This window comes from Pseudomonas sp. ASL3 (genome assembly GCF_056680425.1).
The window spans coordinates 3997567-4015905 of sequence record NZ_CM155281.1 but is presented as its reverse complement, the minus strand read 5'-3'; the positions used below and the strand labels follow the sequence as shown (position 1 = coordinate 4015905).

The window sequence follows — 18339 nt, the reverse complement described above, 5'->3', positions numbered from 1 at the left end:
GCAGATGTCGGGCATTTTGCGGACCTCATCGGTGTGGATGAAGTCCTTGAGCCCATCTGTTTTGCATTGGGCGCAAGGTTACCACGCACGATCCGGCCTCGCAGAGCCGAGAGGGGAAAAGCCCGGTTACGACTTCAGGGTTGGGCTCTTGTACGGGGGTGGCTACGCTTGCAACGCGATTGCTTCATTCCAGAAAACACCATGAACAGGATGTTCTTATGCGAAATAAACGAGGTCGGGATTCAACCAATGGTCGCTTCATTCCCCTGGAAGAAGCCCGGAAGCGCCCACGAGAAACAACGATTGAAACCGTGAAAAAGCCGGTCAGGAAGGATCAGTGTCCGGCGAGTTGAGTTTTTGATGGCGGGGCGGGCGCGGATGCCTCGAGTCAGTCGCGTCGGCCCTTGCACGTATATAGCGCTCGTGTACGGTAGTCCCCTTCACGCACTGATAGTCGGAGAACGTCGTGGATGAATTGAGCCAACTTGCCGCTGCACTCGGCAAGCGTCTGCAATCGCTGAAGGCGCAGGTGACCACTGCCGAATCTTGTACCGGGGGCGGGATTGCCGAGGCGATCACCCGTATACCTGGTAGCTCTGCCTGGTTCGAGGCCGGTTATGTCACTTACTCCAACGCTCAAAAAACCAGTCAATTGAATGTGCCGACAGAGCTGTTCTCCAAGGTGGGAGCGGTCAGCCGCGAAGTGGTCGAGGCCATGGTGAGGGGCGCACAGGGAAAAAGTCGGGCGCATTTTGCCGTTGCGGTCAGTGGCGTTGCCGGACCTGATGGTGGCTCGGCAGACAAGCCGGTGGGAACGGTATGGCTTTCATGGGGAGGGGGAGAGCAGATTGTTTCCGAGCGCCGTCAGTTCGATGGCGACCGTGATGAGGTCCGCCGACAAACGGTGAAGGCCGCGCTAGAGGGGCTGATACAGCTTACGGCTGGAGAAATACCAAAACGGGGGTAGGCGAGCGCTCAACCCTGTGGAATAATACTGTCTACTTATACAGGTATTGTGGCCGTCAGGCCTTATTGATTACGTGAGGACTTCAATGGACGACAACAAGAAGAAAGCCTTGGCTGCGGCCTTGGGTCAGATCGAGCGTCAATTCGGCAAAGGTGCCGTAATGCGCATGGGTGACCATGATCGCCAGGCGATTCCTTCTATTTCCACCGGCTCCCTGGGGCTGGATATCGCCCTTGGTATCGGTGGCTTGCCAAGAGGTCGGATCGTTGAAATCTACGGTCCGGAATCTTCGGGTAAAACCACGCTGACGCTTTCGGTGATCGCTCAGGCCCAGAAACTGGGCGCGACGTGCGCATTCGTCGATGCTGAACACGCACTTGACCCGGAATACGCTGGCAAGTTGGGCGTCAATGTTGACGACCTGCTGGTTTCGCAGCCGGATACCGGTGAGCAAGCGCTGGAAATCACCGACATGCTGGTGCGCTCCAATGCCATCGACGTCATCGTGATCGACTCCGTGGCGGCGCTGGTACCCAAGGCCGAAATCGAAGGCGAGATGGGTGACATGCACGTGGGTCTCCAGGCACGTTTGATGTCTCAGGCACTGCGTAAAATCACCGGTAACATCAAAAACGCAAACTGCCTGGTCATCTTCATCAACCAGATCCGTATGAAGATTGGTGTGATGTTCGGTAGCCCGGAAACCACCACCGGTGGTAACGCGCTCAAGTTCTACGCTTCGGTACGTCTGGATATCCGTCGTACTGGCGCGGTGAAAGAAGGTGATGAAGTCGTGGGCAGTGAAACCCGCGTCAAAGTCGTGAAGAACAAAGTGGCTCCGCCGTTCCGTCAGGCAGAGTTCCAGATTCTCTACGGCAAGGGCATTTACCTTAACGGCGAGATCATCGATCTGGCTGTGCTGCATGGCTTCGTGGAAAAATCCGGTGCCTGGTACAGCTACCAGGGCAGCAAGATTGGTCAGGGCAAAGCCAACTCGGCGAAGTTCCTGGCGGATAATCCGGAAATCGGTGCAAACCTCGAGAAGCTGATTCGTGAAAAGCTGCTGACGCCGGGTGTTGACACCAAAGCAGCGGCATCCAGGGTGGCTGCCGATGATTTGGCCGAAGCTGACGTTGATATCTGATACTGCCCATGACTGTGGTGCTTGATACGCCTGTCGCCGTACGGCGTACTGCAATGGACCTGCTCGCACGCCGCGAGCATGGTCGAGTCGAGCTGACGCGTAAACTGCGTCAGCGCGGCGCCCCTCCTGAATTGATTGAGCCCGCTCTCGACCGTCTTATGGAAGAGGGGTTGTTGTCCGAGTCGCGATACCTCGAAAGTTTTGTTTCCTACCGTGCTCGTTCGGGTTACGGGCCTTTGCGCATCCGTGAAGAACTGGGCCAGCGTGGTTTGCAGCGAGCGGATATCGAGCAGGCGTTGAGAGAGAGTGGTTTCAACTGGCAGGCGCAACTGGAAGACACCTGGCGCCGCAAGTTTGCCGGACGATTGCCAGCGGACGCTCGCGAACGTGCGCAGCAAGGGCGCTTCCTGAGCTATCGGGGTTATCCGCTGGATATGATCGGCCGCTTGTTGAGCGGCCGGGGTGGGGATGACTGAACGGGGTGGGCAAGCCATTGAGCTTGCCGCAGGGTAGGGCGAGTTACGTGACCTTCAGAGGTTCGCGTGCTCGGGTTTGTTGCTGCAAAGGGGCTTGAGCCCAACTTTCCGGTAGGTTGATGTAGTCGACCAGCTCTCGCAGGCGTCCGTGGTCTCGACCATTGAAGGTAAAGGCCAGGCGGGCAAGGTGACTGAACTGTGCTTCGTCATGCTCTTCCCCCAGATAAGTGTGCTGGTGGAAGTTATCGCTCAGATACAAATCGGCGAAGGCCTCCTGCAGGTGCTCGATGGCCCGCTCGCTGAGTGGGTAATGCATGCGAATGACGAACTTGTTCTTTAGCCAGCGGCTGGAGTGGAAGTTGTTGTAGAACTGATTGATTTCTTCAACGGCCTCGTCAGCACTGTAAACCAGTCGCAGTAACTTCATGTCGCTTGGCAAAATGTAACGATTGGCCTCCAGTTGGTTCTTGATGAAGTTGAGCGCTTCCTGCCAGAAACTTCCGCCGGGAGCGTCGAGCAGAACGATAGGTACGAGCGGGCTTTTTCCGGTCTGGATCAGCGTCAATACTTCCAATGCTTCATCCAGCGTGCCAAAACCACCGGGGCAGAGCACCAGGGCATCGGCCTCTTTGACGAAAAACAGCTTGCGGGTGAAGAAGAAGTGGAACGGCAACAGGTTATCCGTGCCCTCCACAGTTGGGTTGGCATGTTGCTCGAAAGGCAGGGTGATGTTGAAGCCCAGGCTGTGTTCCAGTCCTGCGCCTTCATGGGCAGCTGCCATGATGCCGCCGCCAGCGCCCGTGATCACCATCAATTCGGAGCGGGCCAGCGTGGCCCCCAGTTCTCGTGCCAGTGCATACAGTGGATGTTCCACAGGCGTGCGAGCGGAGCCAAACACGGTGACTTTGCGACGGCCCTTGAACCGCTCCAGTACACGGAAGGCGTTCTCCAGTTCGCGCAATGCTTGCAGAGTGATTTTAGCGTTCCAGCGGTTGCGGTCGTCCTGAGCCATGCGCAGAACGGTCAACATCATGTCGCGGTAGAGCGGTAGGTTGGGGCTGTTGGGAGCAACCAAGCGGATTTGTTCTTCAACCTTGCTGGTGAGGTCGATGCCGTTGCTCTGGAAGTGACGAGACAAAAAATCATTCGGTTCATAGGGCATTCAGACTTTCTCCTTCTGCAGAACCATCGATCATGCCGAAACAGTCGACAGGATCACGACACGTCTTGTGTCGCTGGCTGCCCGGGCATTTGCCTGAGCGTCACAGCTGGCTCCGAAGTGCCAGCTTCGCATGGATATCGTTACCGATTGATCCTCACTGATTCTGCTTATGTCCTTGGGTTAAAAGAAAAACCTTGGCATTGCACAGCGATGCGGGCAACCCCCTTTTTTGCCCTGAAAATTTAAAACAGACCTCTAATGTATAGACGCTGCTCGCTGCTCATGCTGATTCGATAATGTGCTTATACCGTTAAAACTGGCAACGACTGTTTGCAGCCGGGCAGCGATGTTTTTTCCGCTCGTCAGGCCGGGCACGTAATGGCGCGATGTCTGATTTACTTAATAAAGGTAACAAGCGCAACGCCAATAAAATCTCGATAGCACGGAGGCAGGCTTTAACCCGTACAGCCTGATCAGCAGGGTTGTCATCGAGGTTCTATTGCATCGCCAGAGGTGATGTGGACGGGGCAGGGAGGCTGCACATGCACAGAATAAGTCTGGAGCTCGATCAGGATTTGTATCGGTTGCTTCAGGAGGCCGCGCGACTCAACCACCTGACGCTTGAACAGGAATGTGTGCGACGGCTAGAGGGTGGGGAACGGCGCTCGCGATATATGCAAGCGCTGGTAGCTGAACTGCGCGCCGATGATGAGCAGCGCCGCGCGTCCAACGGATAAGGGTGTTAACTGACGCTATTTTTTCAGTTTGCAATCAGAGGCTTTGAATACATGGGTCGCGACCGCGCGATTGGTTTTGTATTCAGTGAACTCGTACTTGAGCAATGCGCCCTTGGCCATGAGTTGGCGAAAGCCTTCATTGTTGCAAACACTGGAGCCCAATTGGTTGCGAACCGCGTCCGGGTTGGCGCGCATCTGTACCGCATGACCTTCGAGCACGCTCAGGTGATCGACCAGTTCTTTGCCTTCAACGGTGTAACCCTGATCCAGAATGTCTTCGTTGATCGCCCGAGGGGTGCCGACGCTGCTTTCAGCTGCGACTTTTTCCAGCATTTTGCTCAGTTCGTAATCCTGCTTTGAAGCCGCTTGGGCGCAGAAAGGCGTAACCAGCAAAAGCGTAAGGGTGGGGACGATAAGGCGCAGCATGAAACTCTCCTGATTCAGTGACTGGCCGTTGGACCAGCGACTTGAAAGTGCGTTCACTGCCTGATCCGATAACAACAAAACCGGTCACTGCAGCGCGTGTCTGCCCGGCAGGCGTGAGTGGTGGCGCGGCAGTATAAATGAAAGACCAAGGAAACAAAGACCAAGGAAGCAAAGGGAGTGGCCCCCGGCTCTGATAAACTGCGCCGACTTCTATCTGCCGAGTTCCCGCTGTGTCGATGCTTTCCGTTTGTCAGCGTAATCCACAATGAGCCATGCCGTTTCCCGTCTGCGCGCTCAACGTCTGGCCCGCAGCATCAAACCCTTTGTTGCCCGAGGCTCAAGGGCGCCACGTTGTCCCGGATGCAGGGTGATCGTCAGCTATTGCTTGTGCGCCTGGCGTCCGACCGTGGCGGCGAAATCGGCCATGTGTCTGTTGATGTACGACGTCGAGCCGTTGAAGCCGACCAATACCGGCTGGCTGATCGCCGATGTCATTGAAGATACCCATGCGTACGGTTGGTCGCGGACTGAAGTCGATGCTGAGTTGCCGGCATTGCTCAGTGATCCACAGTGGCAGCCTTATATCGTGTTTCCTGGCGAATTCGTGGCCAAAGAGCGCGTTGTCACCGAGGTAAAGCTCGAAGAAGGCAAGCGTCCGCTGTTTATTCTGCTGGATGCGACCTGGAGCGAGGCGCGCAAGATGTTCCGCAAGAGCCCGTATCTGGATCATTTGCCGGTGCTCAGCCTTGAGCCGGAGCAGATTTCCCGCTATCGGTTACGGCGTTCCAGACGTGATGATCATTTCTGCACCGCTGAAGTGGCAGCGCTTTGCCTGGAACTGGCCGAGGACCACACCGCGGGGGGCGTGCTGGATGCCTACCTGGATGTGTTCACCACTCATTATCTGGGGGCGAAGCATCTGCTTCCAGTCGACCTGGACGATGCCTCGCATACCCATCTGAAAGACTTCCTATAACGAGCTAGCTATTGGCAGCGGCAGCAGTCGCGATCAATGGTTCAGGTTTTTTCGGCCACAACTGCGCCAACAACATGCCGGCGAACATCAATGCGCAACCGAGGTAGCCCCTCAGGTGCAGCGACTCGTCGAGCAGCAGTGCGCCGGCAATGGCGGCAAATACCGCTTCCAGGGAAAGAATGATCGCTGCGTGGGAGGCGATAGCGTCTTTCTGCGCGATGACTTGCAGGGTGTAACCGATACCGACCGCCACGACACCGCCGTAAAGCAGAGCCGGGCCTGCGGCGATGATCGATTGCAACTGAATGTCTTCGAAAATCAGCGCCAGGATCAAGCTGACGACCGAACACGTCATAAATTGCAGGAAGGCCAGGCGTATCGGGTCGTGGCGGCTGGCGAACACACCGACCAGTATCACGTGTCCGCCCCAGACGAAGGCCCCGATCAATTGCAGCCAGTCGCCGGAGGCAACGTGGAAATTGTCCCCCACGCTGAGCAGGAACATACCGGCCACCGCCAGGCCTGCGCCCAGCCAGGTGCCCATTCCGGTTTTGTGGCCCAGTAGCAGGCCCAGAAGCGGAACTACAATGACGTAAAGACCGGTGATGAACCCGGCGTTGGTCACACTGGTAAACAGCAGGCCGACTTGTTGCAGGTTGATCCCGACGGCCAGCGCCAGCCCCATCAGCAGACCGCCGAGCAACAAGCCCGGGGTCAGAAAAGGTTCTGGCTTGATCGCTTTGACGGTGGCGGGACCACGCAGTATCAAGGGCAACAGGCACAGCGAGCCGAGGGCGAAGCGCAGACCGCTATAGAGATAAGGCCCGATATGGTCCATGCCTGAGGTTTGCGCGACAAAACCCGAGCCCCAGATCATTGCGGTGATCAGCATTAATATATCGGCACGCAGGGCTTGTCTTCGCATGATGGCACTCGAGTGGGTGGGGCGCAGACTTTGCCGCAAAGCGTTGCGCTTGACCACCCCGACTTCGCTCGTCATCCTTGTCGCCGCAATAACGCTTGAACGCTGGTTTTGTGGGGGCTTGGCGTTAAGTGTGCTCTGGTTGGCACCGTGAATTTGCTGGCATCGCTGGATGCCTTCGTGAGGGCTGAATCCATCAGCACTCACCTAAAAACAGGATCATTGATAAATGACATACGAAATCCTGATTGCCGATGACCACCCTTTATTTCGCAGTGCGCTGCATCAGGCCTTGAGTCTGGGCCTGGGCCCTGAGGCGAGATTGGTCGAAGCCGAAAGCATTGCCGAGCTTGAAAGCCGTCTGACCGAAAAAGCCGACTGGGATCTGGTGTTGCTGGATTTGAACATGCCTGGCGCTTACGGGTTTTCCGGTCTGGTCCTGCTGCGTGGACAGTACCCGCAAATCCCGGTGGTGATGGTGTCGGCGCAGGAGGAAGCGTCCATCGTAGTCCGTTCGCGAGAGTTCGGCGCCAGCGGCTTCATCCCCAAGTCCAGTTCCCTTGAAACCATCCAGCAAGCCGTGCGTACGGTCCTCGATGGTGATGTCTGGTGGCCACCGCAAGTCAATGAGGCCATCAGCGTTTCGGCGGATGCCAAAGCGGCCAGTGCCGGTCTGGCCAGTCTCACGCCACAACAGTTCCGGGTGTTGACCATGGTTTGTGAGGGTTTGCTGAACAAACAGATTGCTTACGAACTCAGTGTTTCGGAAGCCACGATCAAGGCTCATGTCACGGCGATTTTTCGCAAACTCAATGTGCGTACCCGCACTCAGGCCGCTTTGCTCTTGCAACAAATGGAATCAATCCCGGCCCACTGAAGCCGTTTCAGGGGTAGGATATTCACGCTTTTTTGACGCTGGTTAAATTAGCTTTTTCCGTCTTTTTTCATGCAGTTGCCTATTTATGTCGCCCTTCAAAGGCCAAACCGGCCTGAAACGTATCCTCAACGCCACGGGTTATTCGTTCGACGGTTTGCGCGCCGCCTTCAAAGGTGAAGCTGCATTTCGTCAGTTGGTGCTGCTCAACGTGATCCTGATACCACTGACCTTCATGTTCCATGTCACTCGGGGTGAACGCGCGGTTTTGGTTGCCGTGTGCCTGCTGGCGTTGATTGTCGAGTTGCTCAACTCTGCGGTTGAAGCGGCGATTGACCGGATCTCGCTGGATTTGCACCCTCTGTCGAAAAACGCCAAGGACATGGGCAGCGCGGCTCAGTTCATCGCGCTGGGCATGATCGGCTTGGTGTGGGGCCTGATCCTGCTGGGCTGATGGCTAGCGAATAGCTAGCGAATAACTGATGTCTCAAGCAATACTCGGCAGTACGATTTCGTCGCTGCGCTGAACCCCGGCGGTGAACGCGCGGCACAAGTCGAGAAACTCGCGAATGGCAGAAGTCTGGTACTTCTGTTTGTGCCAGATGAAATAGAACTGCCGCGACAAATCCAGCTCCGGGGTTTCCACCGCCACCAGGCTGCCTCGGCGAAAAGCATCGCGCAGTGCCAGGCGAGAAATACAACCGATACCCAGGCCAGACTCCACGGCGCGTTTGATGGCTTCGGTGTGCTCCAGCTCCAGACGCACGTTCAGGGCGTTGCGGTGGTGGCGCATGGCTTGATCGAAGGTCAGCCGGGTGCCCGAGCCCTGCTCGCGCAGAATCCAGGCTTCCCGGGTCAGTTCCTCCAGGCTGGCATGGCCGCGTTTGGCCAGCGGGTGTTGGGGGGCGCAGAACACCACCAGTTCATCCTCGACCCAGGCTTGCACTTCGATGTCCGGGTGGGTGCAATCGCCTTCAATCAGACCCAGATCAATTTCGTAGTGGGCCACCTGCTGCACAATGTTCGCAGTGTTTTGCACATGCAGCTTCACCTGGCTCTCCGGGTGGCGCTGCATGAAACTGCCGATCAGCAAGGTGGCCAGATAATTACCGATGGTCAGCGTAGCGCCGACTGCCAGTGAGCCGAAGCCGGATTTGCCATTGAGCAGGTCTTCGATTTCCTTGGCCTGATCAAGCAGTGCGACAGCTTGCGGCAGTAGCTGGCGGCCCGTGGCGTTCAGGCTCAGGCGTTTGCCGGCCCGATCGAATAATTGGCAGCTGGATTGGCGCTCCAGTTCGGTAATCGATGTGCTGGCAGCGGATTGCGACAGCGCCAGCAAGACAGCGGCACGCGAGACGCTTTCCTGCTGGGCGACGGCGACGAAGACTTGAAGTTGACGTAGAGTAAATCGCATATCTATATAACCGATAACCCATATCTTGATAATTCATTTAACAGATATTGTGTCTGCAACTAGAATGACGCGCAATGGCGCTCAATGTTAGCGCAGGCGAAACTTTCAGGAGCCCCACGTACATGAGCAACATGAACCACGAGCGTGTCCTTAGCGTCCATCACTGGAACGACACTCTCTTCAGTTTCAAGTGCACCCGTGATCCAGGTCTGCGCTTCGAGAACGGTCAGTTCGTCATGATCGGTCTGCAGCAGCCGAACGGGCGCCCGCTCATGCGCGCTTACTCGATCGCCAGCCCGAACTGGGAAGAGCATCTCGAGTTCTTCAGCATCAAGGTACCTGATGGTCCCCTGACTTCGCAGTTGCAGCACTTGAAGGAAGGCGACGAAATCATTATCAGCAAGAAACCGACCGGCACCCTGGTGCTGGACGATCTCAAGCCGGGTAAGCACCTGTATCTGCTTAGCACGGGTACCGGTCTGGCGCCGTTCATGAGCGTCATCCAGGATCCGGAAACCTATGAGCGCTTCGAGAAGGTGATTCTGTGCCACGGCGTACGCTATGTGAACGAGGTCGCCTATCGCGAGTTCATCACTGAGCATCTGCCGCAGAACGAGTTCTTCGGTGATGCACTGCGCGAAAAACTGATCTACTACCCAACCGTGACGCGCGAGCCGTTCGAGAACGAAGGCCGTCTGACCGACCTGATGCGCAGCGGCAAGCTGTTCAGCGATATCGGCCTGCCACCGATCAATCCTCAGGATGATCGTGCAATGCTGTGCGGCAGCCCGAGCATGCTCGATGAAACCAGCGAAGTCCTCAACAGTTTTGGCCTGAAGGTTTCCCCGCGGATGCGTGAGCCAGGCGATTACCTGATCGAGCGCGCCTTCGTCGAGAAGTAATGCTTCTCCCGTAGGAGCGGACTTGTCCGCGAAGACCATTCAACGCGGTGTGTCTAATCAACCGCGGCGTCTGGCCTTCGCAGACAAGTCAGCTCCTACGGAGATCTGTTGCGTCAAGCCGCAGCAGCAACCACCTCAAGCACCCGTATAAGCCCGACTTGCGGGTAATGCCAGCGAACATCCAGATCCCACAGTTGCGCGCCGTAGCGGCGTTCCGGGGTCGGTTTCTGGTAGGCCGGGCGCGGATCCTGCGCCAGACATTGCTCAATCAATTCCACCAGCGGTTCGCCCAGACGCTGCCCGTGTTCCCGCGCCTGCAGCAGTGCGCTGTCTTCCCATTCCACTGGAATCAGCCTCGGTGCTTCGTCAGCCATGCTGTTCGTTGCTTCGATGACGCTGTCCGCGTAAGGCACGTAGGGTTTGATGTCCAGCACCGGCGTGCCGTCCAGCAGGTCGATGCCTGACAGCCACAGACGCCCCGGCTCAACCTTGTCCAGCTTCACCACAGATTGACCGATGCCATTGGGGCGATGGGTCGCGCGCGTCGCGAAGACGCCCATGGACTGGTTGCCGCCAAGACGCGGCGGACGAACTTTCAGACGCGGCTTTTCTTCCAGCGCTTGATGAAAGAGGAACAGTAACCAGACATGGCTGACGTGTTCGAGTCCTTGCACGGCATCGCCCTGATCGAACGGTGCCACCAACTCAAGGACGCCACGCGCGGCAGGCGCCAATTGAGGCTGCCGCGGAATGGCGAATTTCTCTTTGAAGCACGAGCGCATGAAGCCAATGGGCGAAACGGTGTAAGTCATGGTCGCCATCAGCCTTGAGACAGAGAATCAGCCGCGAATGCGCAGGGTCAGACCCTTGAGGAAGTTGCGCAGCAGTTGGTCGCCGCAGGTCCGGTAGTTGCTGTGGCCGAACTTGCGGAACAGCGCGCTCAGTTCTGGCTTGGAAACCGGGAACTCGGATGCCTTGAGGATGGCGTGCATGTCGTCTTCCTTAAGCTCGAAGGCGACCCGTAGTTTTTTCAGCACGGTGTTGTTAGTCACCGGCAGTTCGATCTTTTGCGGTGCGCGGCTGTCGTCCTTTCCGCGTTTGAAGATCACCAGGCCGTCGAGAAAATGCGCCATGATTTCATCGCTGCAATCCAGATAGCCTTCTTCTTCCTCGTCCTTTTTCATAAAGGCGATTACGTCGGCCTTGGACACGTCGAAGCCGCCGAGCTTGACGATCTCCACGACTTTGCCATCGCTGATATCGAGCATGTAGCGAACGCTACGCAGTACGTCGTTGTTCATCATGGTTTACGGTCCTGATAAGTCTGGAGTGAGCGTCGCACGGAGAGCCGAGCGACGCTGAAATGTGGGGGGCGATTGAACCTAGAACTTTTCCTTGCCGGACAGGTAACGCCATTGGCCTTCCGGCAGCTTGCCCATGGAGACGCCGCCGATGCGGATGCGTCGAAGGGACACGACCTTGAGGCCGACGGCTTCACACAACTGGGCAATGACGCCGGGTTGCGGGTTCTTCATGGCGAAGCGCAAGCGGTTTTCGTTCTGCCAGCTGGCCTTCACTGCCGGCAGTTCCTTGCCCTTGTACGTCAAACCGTGGGTGAGGCGATTGAGCCCGTGGGCAGCCATTTCGCCGGAGATCTCGACCACGTATTCCTGTTCGATTTTACTGCGGTCATCGGTCAGCTTGCGCAGTACTTTCCAGTCCTGGCTGAACACCATCAAACCACTGGCGTTGGCCTGCAGGGTCGAGATAGGTGACAGGCGCATGAAGTGGCCCTTGAGCGGGCGTTTACCGTAACGATGTTCTTCGGACAGGGTGCCTGGGCTGATCAGTTGCAGCGCGCTTTCAGCGTCGAAGCTCGCGGGCTGATGCAGCAGAATGGTCACTGGCTCAGGCGCGGTAGCCTTGGCTTCAGGGTCCAGTTCGATTTTCTGCACATCGACCTTGAACTGCGGTTCTTCAATGACTTCACCATCCACCGTGACCCAGCCGCCTTCGATAAACAGTTCAGCCTCCCGGCGGGAGCAGCCGACCAGCTCGACAAGGCGTTTGGAAAGGCGAATGGGGTCTGTCATGACAAAGAGCCGTTACTAAGGGGAAAGGCCGCTATTGTACCCGCGCGAGCAAGGTTAATCGCGGCTACATTGAAAATGCCTTCGAGATAACCTTCTTTCCTGGAGTCTGGTTCATGTCCAAATGGCTTGCCGCCTTAATGATGAGCGCCAGTTTGCCTCTCCTTGCCGCCGAGGCACCGAGCAATGGCCCGCAGTTGCAAGGTTTTGATTACCCGTTTCCGGCAAAGAATTTTGCTTTCGAATCCCAAGGCCAACGCATACAGATGGGCTACATGGACATCAAACCGTCGGTCAAACCCAATGGGCAGACCATCGTGCTGTTGCACGGCAAGAACTTTTGCGGCGCGACCTGGGAAGGCACGATCAAGCCGCTGAGCGACGCTGGTCGAGTTCGCGAACCTGGGGCATGCGCCGCAAATCCAGGACCCGGCGCATTTCAACAAAGCCTTGATCGACGGCTTGCTGCATTGAGTCGACCTCGCTCCTGCCTTAGCGGGGCCTGCTGAGGCGCATATGCAGCAAGGGATATGGCTGACCCATACCGTCTATTTCTGAACGGCCGATCACTTCAAATCCCAGCTTGAGATAGAACCCCAGCGCCTGAGGATTTTGCTCGTTGACGTCCAGTTTGTCGGCGTGGAAGTGCTCGATGGCATGGTTGAGCAGCAGCTTGCCCAGCCCTTGGCCGCGGTGCTCGGGGTCGATGAACAGCATTTCGATCTTGCCACCAGCGATTCCGGCGAAACCGGTGATTCGTTGCTGAGTGTCTTTGCTGCAAATCAGCATCACTGCATCCAGGTACTGATTTAGCACCAGGTTCTTGAGCATCAAGATATAGGAGTCGGGCAAGAAGTCGTGGGTGGCCCGCACCGAGTCTTCCCAAATACGGGCGAGTTCCGGGTAGTCACTCTGTCTGGGCGTATGAATGACCGAATGATGGCGCATACAACCTGTCTCCTCAGGCAAAAAGCGTCGGTCCGTGACTCGACTGCTTTTAAAGTCGATTTTGAGGTGCGATGTCATCTCTAAATAATCTAGTCGCAAAAATGTATGGTCATCCCATTTCTCGCTATCTCACTGATCGTTTTCAACAAAGCAGGCTTGCGCCACTGTGTTTGGGCTCACCGCTCCCAACTGTCCTTAAAAAGCCTCCGTGTCTAAAGCTGATTTTTGTTAGAAGCGAGATGAAGAACGATCCGACATGACTCAGAGATTCATCCGATAGAGACTGAATAAATTTTTCCATATTGTTGGGCTCCCTTTCGGATAAACGAGCCCCCAATCCATGCTCCGTCACAGCGACCCGCGTTACACCGTTGAACCCGCCTCGGGCGCAGCATTCGACGCCTGGCCACGTAAAACCATTCGGACCACCGCAGAACCCGCCTGGCCCGATGTGTCCGAACACCACCCCTGGCTCTGGCTCAACGGCGCCAGCCTCGAGACCCTGGAAGACGATGTGCGGGCGATCACTCGTCGCTTCGATCATCGCTGGCTGTGGCGCGGCACCGATTGGGAATACACCGACCCCGGCTACCGTCACGGCCCGCTGCTGGTGCCATTGGACGCCGCGCTGCTCAAGACTTACCTCAGCACCTGGGCCCCCTCGGCAGATGGACTGATCCTGCTCGGCCCGGCCGATGGCGAAACCTTGGTCAGTCACTTGAAGACCCTGCGCGTGTTCACCGCCGCCGACGGCAACCTGGCATTTTTCAGTTTGGGCGCCTTACGCCAGCTTGAAGAGATGGCTGAGGGCTTGCCGGCCGGTCGCTTGGCTGAGCTGCTGGGGCCGATTCAAGCCGTGGTCTGGCGTGAGGGTGACGACGACAGCCTGTCGTGGTTGCGTGTCGACAATCCGTCGGTGGCTCCGTTGAGCCTGCGCGCCACTGCGGCTTTCACCTTGAGCGACGACGACGAGGCAGCCATCAATCAGGCCAGCCATGCGTGGTTGTTGCGTGATGCAGCCCGACATTTTGCCCGGCAACAGCCTGAGCGAGCCCATGCCTTGGGGCCGCAGGAACTGGCCCGGCAACTGAACATCTTTGTAAAAGAAGCCCAGGGTCTCGGACTGACCCGCGAATGCGCCATCAGCCACTACGTGCGGCTGCGCTTGAACAATCCACAGGACGCGTTCATCCACGACAAACCGCTCAGGGCCATCCTCAGTCAGCGCCAGCACGATGATCGCCTGCGTTTATTTGAAGCGGAACACCGCTTGCAACAACTTGCCGCCGCCTCGGCCTAAGGACAGACCATGTGCCACCTCCACAAAAAAGCCCTGCAACCGCCTCATCCCAGCGAGCCCAAGTTTGGTCGGTTCCTCAACGACCCGGCCTGCCAGCGCTGCGTGCCGATCTACCCGCTGCGCTATGCGACAGCCGACGTGCCGTACGAAAGCAGCGCCTTGCCCCAACTCGCCACCCGCGGCTATCCGGCCCTCAAGGGCGGCAAGCACTACGGCCTGCGCCTGTTGCGTCCCGGCAGCTATGTCTATCTGTTCTACTTCAAAGACGGGCGCATGTGGACCCAGCACTATCAGGTCACCGAAAACGCCCTGTTCGCTGCGCTGTGGTGGGGCGACAAGGACTATGACGATGTCACCCCCGGGCGCCATGCCAAGCCGCATGTCATCGGGGCGACGGCGTATATCCCGGCGCCCGTGGCCAGCACCGCCGACAGCGTCTGGCTGATGGTCAGCGACGCCCTGCTCAGCCATTGCACCCTGTGGCAGATCGAGCAGGACAGCTACCAACTGCGCAGCCTGCTGGCCACCCCAGTCAAGCCCTCAGGCGGTGCCGAACAACAGCACAGCTTGCCGGCCTCCCACCTGGTCGCGGTCGCCCCCGAGTTGAATGTTCCGCCGTCGCTGATGATTCGCCAGCGCTCGTTGCAGATCCCCAGCGCCAGCCCCTTTCAGTGGAGCGAAAGCCAGCCACGCTCGGTGAGCGCCGGGTACATCAATCAAGAGATGCGTCTGGCCCTGCGCCACGACACGGAGGTGGTGGCGCTGGTGCTGCAAGACCCCTTCGGCATCACCAGCGAACTCAACCATCTGGCGACCACGCTGGTGCAGGCCAAGGCTAAATTCGCCGCCGACAACGCGCACAAACTCAGCAGCGCGCAGTTGATCAACGGCTATTTCCAGCAGGCCAATACCCCGGCCCAGGCCCAGACGCTGGCCCGGCAACAAGCGCTGGTCAAGTTGAGCGCCGCCCAGAGCTTTCCGGCGCTCTACAAGGCGCAGCTCAACACCTTCGACACGCCCATCGAAAACGCCGTCGATGACGCCATCGCCTGGGTCGTCCTCTGCAACCCCGGCAAGCCGCTGGAATTGGCCCTGCGCTGCTTCGACCTGAACGTGATCCACAACGCCCGCGGCTACGAGGAGGCGGTGTTTCAGTGCCTCGGCGCCCTGGTGCACACCCAAGAGGGCCGACGCATCCTGGGTGCGCTGATCGACTCACCGGCTCAAGGCAGTCACTACTGGCGGGCCGTGACCCTGGGCAATCTGGGGCTGCTGGCACGCCTGAACAACACCCTGACCGTGAGCAAAGGCGTGTTTGAGGTCGTCAACAACTACCTCGAAGAACACGCCGCCACCCCGGCCACCAATGCCCTGATCAGTCTGCTGCAAGCCGTTCCGACCTCGCACAGTGCCGACGTCATGATCCGCCGCCTGCGGCATGTGCTGGAAGTGCGCTTCAACGCCACCCTGATCCAACACGAGGTCAGCGCCGCCCAGTACCTGCGCTTCGCCCGCGAGCTGCAAGGCTACCAAACGCTGGGACCGGAGCTGATCGCGCGCTGGAACCTGCCCGCCGCCGCGCCCATCGTGGAACAGACCTTCAGCATCCGGGTGCCGATCTACGAATGGGTCAAGGTCGGAGAAACCGACTACGCGGTGATCGATAAAGCCCCCGCAAGCCGCCCGGAGCTGCCACCGAAACGGGCGATGCCGCTGGAAGGGAATCCGTTGATCAGGAGTCTGGAGAAGTTGCGCGGGCCGGCGGGGTATTTGTTTACCGGGGTGGGTGGGGTTCTGGCGGTGATTGGGATAGTGCAAGGGATTCAGACCGGGATCAAAGAGCACTGGAGCAAATCAAGCCTCGCTAGTGTGATCGGAGCAAGTAGTGCACTCATAGGTGCCGGTATAGAGATAGGTGCAACGGGCATTGCCGTAGCTGCTGCCAATCGTGGGAATGCAATGCTGGCAACATCCCTCAAAGCATTGAGTGCCAAGATCGGCGTTGCCTACTTCGGTGCGGGCGGCGTTGCGTTAGCTGCTCTAGCTGACGGGATCAAAACCGTCAACGCAGTCAATGATCTCAACCTTGAGCAAGCGAAGCTGTATCTAGGCACCGCCTTGGCCGGTGGCACATTGACCCTGGCCATGTGGGCAGGCGGTACCGCGACTGCCGCGTCCATTGCGAGTATGGCCGCTGGCGGCGGAACAGTTGCCGTGCTGGGCCTGACCCCAGCAGGCTGGGCGGTGATTGCGTTGGTTACCCTTGGTTCCGTGATTTATCTTGGCATGCAGGCCGATGACATAAAGCATGGTCCAGTCGATATCTGGCTCAAACACAGTGCCTGGGGGCTGCATCAAAAACACTACACCCATAAACAAGAGCTGGAGGCCTTTTACAACCTGCTCTATCGCCCGCGGCTGAGTGCCCAGTGGGACAAATCCTTTGGCTATGACGTTGGCACCCTGACCATCCGTTGCCTACTGCCTGGCTCCATGAATGATGAAAGGTTCGTCTTGGAGATGCATGTCACTCTTGATGGCCAGCGCCTGTCTGGAGTCGAAGGTCCCATCATGCATGCCTCAGGCACTCATCCCATCGATTATCAACGTCAGTACCTGATCACGCGTGGTCCGACATTGGGAGCTGAGCGTGGCTGGACCATTTCCATGCATGAAGACGCCCAAGTCGCTGTGGAATACTTGTATCAACCCAATCCCCAAGAACAACCGGATCTAGCCCTCACCCAACCGGGTGCACCGGAGCCGCTGATATTTACCGCAGGCGGTTGGTTCAGTGACCCCATCGACGAAAACAAAGTCGCGCCTGTGGAGGCGCCAAAGTGAGCGCGGCCAATGTCAGGCGCCTGCCTAAAAGCTTTCGCTTTGGCGGCACACGGCTGTATCACAACTACTCCACCGGTGAAGTGCCGCAACCGGATGGTGTACGGAGGGTTAATGAGCAATGTATCGAGCTGGAGACGTTTGCCAACTTAACCCGAAGCGGGTCAGCCATTTTTATTGGTATGTCAATGGTGTCTGCTGTGGCAATTTCCATCTTCATTACATGTGCTATTCGATACTTAACACCTGATGTGGTCCTTGGAGTCAATGGATGGCTGGACGTCATTTTCCTCCCTTGGCTTCTCGTCATTTTTGCAGTGATAATCTATTTCCTTAACGGCACCCATCGCAACCGTGGCGCCTTCATCCGCATCCACCGTGGCACCCGCAAGCTCTATTACACCTTCCCAGGCAAAACGCATCTACACATACTGGATTGGGACCAACTCGAAGTACTGGCCGGCTATATACCCATCGTTTCCGGTAGCGGTTATGCCTCTCGGCATCCGTTGTATCTGATCGGGGTCGATTATGCTTTTCCGCAGCCCGGGGAAGTCTGCGTCGCGTGCGGCAATCTTGGCGCGCATGTCGGAGATCGTTCGGCCAAGTCGTTGTGGGAGTACTTGCAATTGTTTATGGCCCACGGCCCACAAGATCTTCCTCCACCCCCACCGCCACTCTCAAGCATGACACGCCAACAAGCAACATGGCGCCATTTCCACGAGTGGAAAGCCGCCTTGCGCACCAGCCTCGCCACCACGAAGGGCAAGCTATGGGCGCCCGTGGTGGTGCCGATTCGTGTGTTCTGGCTGTTTTTCTGGATCCTGCCGAACTGCCTGGAGGAATACATTCTCTACAACGTGCCTTACACACCGTTCCCGAAAGAAATCGACGGCCTGTGCGGCTTTACCGAAAAGCGCAAACCCGTTATCCGGGTCAATGGGAAGATCGTTGATGAATAAGCAACTTCCAAAAAGTGTAGAGGCAGTCCATCTCCTGCGACCCAATGGTTGTACTCCGTGACGGTGCAGGCGGATAGTTGCGCCAAGCCGCAGGGCAGAGAGATCCTCCGCCTGAAACGAGAAAAGCCCCACAAGCGTAAACCTGTGGGGCTTCTCGGTCAGGCTGACCCTCTCATTAAGCCCCGCCGGTTGAAAGGC

The 18339-nt window shown here is 57.5% G+C and carries 20 protein-coding genes; 12 read left to right on the top strand and 8 right to left on the bottom strand.

Annotation, left to right across the window (positions count from 1 at the left end):
• The first annotated feature begins 466 nt into the window (after positions 1 to 466).
• From AC1MEE_RS18665 to recX, 3 genes are all read left to right on the top strand, one after another.
• Positions 467 to 967 carry a CinA family protein gene (locus tag AC1MEE_RS18665; protein ID WP_480411065.1) on the top strand — a complete coding sequence of 167 codons (501 nt, stop codon included), beginning with the start codon at positions 467 to 469 and terminating at the stop codon, positions 965 to 967.
• A gap of 85 nt (positions 968 to 1052) precedes the next feature.
• Complete coding sequence (gene recA / locus AC1MEE_RS18660) at positions 1053 to 2111, top strand: recombinase RecA (protein WP_480411064.1); 1059 nt, start codon at positions 1053 to 1055, stop codon at positions 2109 to 2111.
• Between the two features lie 8 nt (positions 2112 to 2119).
• A complete protein-coding gene (recX, locus tag AC1MEE_RS18655; protein WP_480411063.1) occupies positions 2120 to 2587 on the top strand; it encodes a recombination regulator RecX in 468 nt (155 codons plus the stop codon).
• 43 nt (positions 2588 to 2630) lie between these two features.
• Here recX and AC1MEE_RS18650 read toward each other — a convergent pair whose 3' ends face one another.
• Positions 2631 to 3749, bottom strand: a complete 1119-nt coding sequence (locus AC1MEE_RS18650) for an LOG family protein (RefSeq protein ID WP_480411062.1) — start codon at positions 3747 to 3749, stop codon at positions 2631 to 2633.
• Between the two features lie 542 nt (positions 3750 to 4291).
• Between AC1MEE_RS18650 and AC1MEE_RS18645 the strand changes: the two genes are divergently transcribed.
• Positions 4292 to 4486, top strand: a complete 195-nt coding sequence (locus tag AC1MEE_RS18645; protein WP_480411061.1) for a hypothetical protein — start codon at positions 4292 to 4294, stop codon at positions 4484 to 4486.
• Positions 4487 to 4501: 15 nt separating this feature from the next.
• On the opposite strand, the gene AC1MEE_RS18640 is transcribed toward AC1MEE_RS18645, so the two are convergent.
• On the bottom strand, positions 4502 to 4912 hold the full coding sequence (locus tag AC1MEE_RS18640) for a quorum-sensing-regulated virulence factor family protein (RefSeq protein WP_480411060.1): 411 nt from the start codon (positions 4910 to 4912) through the stop codon (positions 4502 to 4504).
• Positions 4913 to 5177: 265 nt separating this feature from the next.
• On the opposite strand from AC1MEE_RS18640, the gene AC1MEE_RS18635 reads away from it, so the two are divergent.
• On the top strand, positions 5178 to 5888 hold the full coding sequence (locus AC1MEE_RS18635) for a tRNA-uridine aminocarboxypropyltransferase (protein ID WP_480411059.1): 711 nt from the start codon (positions 5178 to 5180) through the stop codon (positions 5886 to 5888).
• Positions 5889 to 5892: 4 nt separating this feature from the next.
• On the opposite strand, the gene AC1MEE_RS18630 is transcribed toward AC1MEE_RS18635, so the two are convergent.
• On the bottom strand, positions 5893 to 6813 hold the full coding sequence (locus tag AC1MEE_RS18630; protein WP_480411058.1) for a DMT family transporter: 921 nt from the start codon (positions 6811 to 6813) through the stop codon (positions 5893 to 5895).
• A gap of 226 nt (positions 6814 to 7039) precedes the next feature.
• Here AC1MEE_RS18630 and erdR point away from each other — a divergent pair, with 226 nt between their 5' ends.
• Positions 7040 to 7687: a response regulator transcription factor ErdR gene (erdR, locus tag AC1MEE_RS18625; RefSeq protein WP_480411057.1), complete on the top strand. Its 648-nt coding sequence runs from the start codon at positions 7040 to 7042 to the stop codon at positions 7685 to 7687.
• Positions 7688 to 7772: 85 nt separating this feature from the next.
• Positions 7773 to 8138 carry a diacylglycerol kinase gene (locus AC1MEE_RS18620; protein WP_480411056.1) on the top strand — a complete coding sequence of 122 codons (366 nt, stop codon included), beginning with the start codon at positions 7773 to 7775 and terminating at the stop codon, positions 8136 to 8138.
• Between the two features lie 33 nt (positions 8139 to 8171).
• Here AC1MEE_RS18620 and AC1MEE_RS18615 read toward each other — a convergent pair whose 3' ends face one another.
• Entirely contained in the window at positions 8172 to 9098 is a 927-nt protein-coding gene (locus AC1MEE_RS18615; RefSeq protein WP_480411055.1) for a LysR family transcriptional regulator, read from the bottom strand.
• Between the two features lie 122 nt (positions 9099 to 9220).
• Between AC1MEE_RS18615 and fpr the strand changes: the two genes are divergently transcribed.
• Complete coding sequence (fpr, locus tag AC1MEE_RS18610) at positions 9221 to 10000, top strand: ferredoxin-NADP reductase (protein WP_480411054.1); 780 nt, start codon at positions 9221 to 9223, stop codon at positions 9998 to 10000.
• A 113-nt stretch (positions 10001 to 10113) separates the two neighbouring features.
• Here the strand turns inward: fpr and tsaA are convergent, their stop codons facing one another.
• The 3 genes from tsaA to AC1MEE_RS18595 all read right to left on the bottom strand — a co-directional run bounded on the left by tsaA (position 10114) and on the right by AC1MEE_RS18595 (position 12093).
• A complete protein-coding gene (gene tsaA, locus AC1MEE_RS18605) occupies positions 10114 to 10812 on the bottom strand; it encodes a tRNA (N6-threonylcarbamoyladenosine(37)-N6)-methyltransferase TrmO (RefSeq protein ID WP_480411053.1) in 699 nt (232 codons plus the stop codon).
• 27 nt (positions 10813 to 10839) lie between these two features.
• On the bottom strand, positions 10840 to 11304 hold the full coding sequence (locus AC1MEE_RS18600; RefSeq protein ID WP_480411052.1) for a YehS family protein: 465 nt from the start codon (positions 11302 to 11304) through the stop codon (positions 10840 to 10842).
• Between the two features lie 78 nt (positions 11305 to 11382).
• Positions 11383 to 12093 carry an rRNA pseudouridine synthase gene (locus AC1MEE_RS18595; RefSeq protein WP_480411051.1) on the bottom strand — a complete coding sequence of 237 codons (711 nt, stop codon included), beginning with the start codon at positions 12091 to 12093 and terminating at the stop codon, positions 11383 to 11385.
• A gap of 113 nt (positions 12094 to 12206) precedes the next feature.
• Here AC1MEE_RS18595 and AC1MEE_RS18590 point away from each other — a divergent pair, with 113 nt between their 5' ends.
• Positions 12207 to 12599: an alpha/beta fold hydrolase gene (locus AC1MEE_RS18590; RefSeq protein ID WP_480411050.1), complete on the top strand. Its 393-nt coding sequence runs from the start codon at positions 12207 to 12209 to the stop codon at positions 12597 to 12599.
• Here the strand turns inward: AC1MEE_RS18590 and AC1MEE_RS18585 are convergent.
• Positions 12583 to 13038, bottom strand: a complete 456-nt coding sequence (locus AC1MEE_RS18585; protein ID WP_480411049.1) for an acetyltransferase — start codon at positions 13036 to 13038, stop codon at positions 12583 to 12585. The genes AC1MEE_RS18590 and AC1MEE_RS18585 overlap by 17 nt on opposite strands.
• Before the next feature lie 340 nt (positions 13039 to 13378).
• Here AC1MEE_RS18585 and AC1MEE_RS18580 point away from each other — a divergent pair, with 340 nt between their 5' ends.
• Genes AC1MEE_RS18580 through AC1MEE_RS18570 form a run of 3 tightly spaced genes read left to right on the top strand, consistent with a single transcriptional unit; the run spans position 13379 to position 18141 of the window.
• Entirely contained in the window at positions 13379 to 14338 is a 960-nt protein-coding gene (locus tag AC1MEE_RS18580; protein ID WP_480411048.1) for a DUF4123 domain-containing protein, read from the top strand.
• A 9-nt stretch (positions 14339 to 14347) separates the two neighbouring features.
• Complete coding sequence (locus AC1MEE_RS18575) at positions 14348 to 17182, top strand: toxin VasX (protein WP_480411047.1); 2835 nt, start codon at positions 14348 to 14350, stop codon at positions 17180 to 17182.
• Positions 17179 to 18141 carry a DUF6708 domain-containing protein gene (locus AC1MEE_RS18570; RefSeq protein WP_480411046.1) on the top strand — a complete coding sequence of 321 codons (963 nt, stop codon included), beginning with the start codon at positions 17179 to 17181 and terminating at the stop codon, positions 18139 to 18141. The genes AC1MEE_RS18575 and AC1MEE_RS18570 overlap by 4 nt, the downstream gene beginning before the upstream one ends.
• Positions 18142 to 18339: the final 198 nt, after the last annotated feature.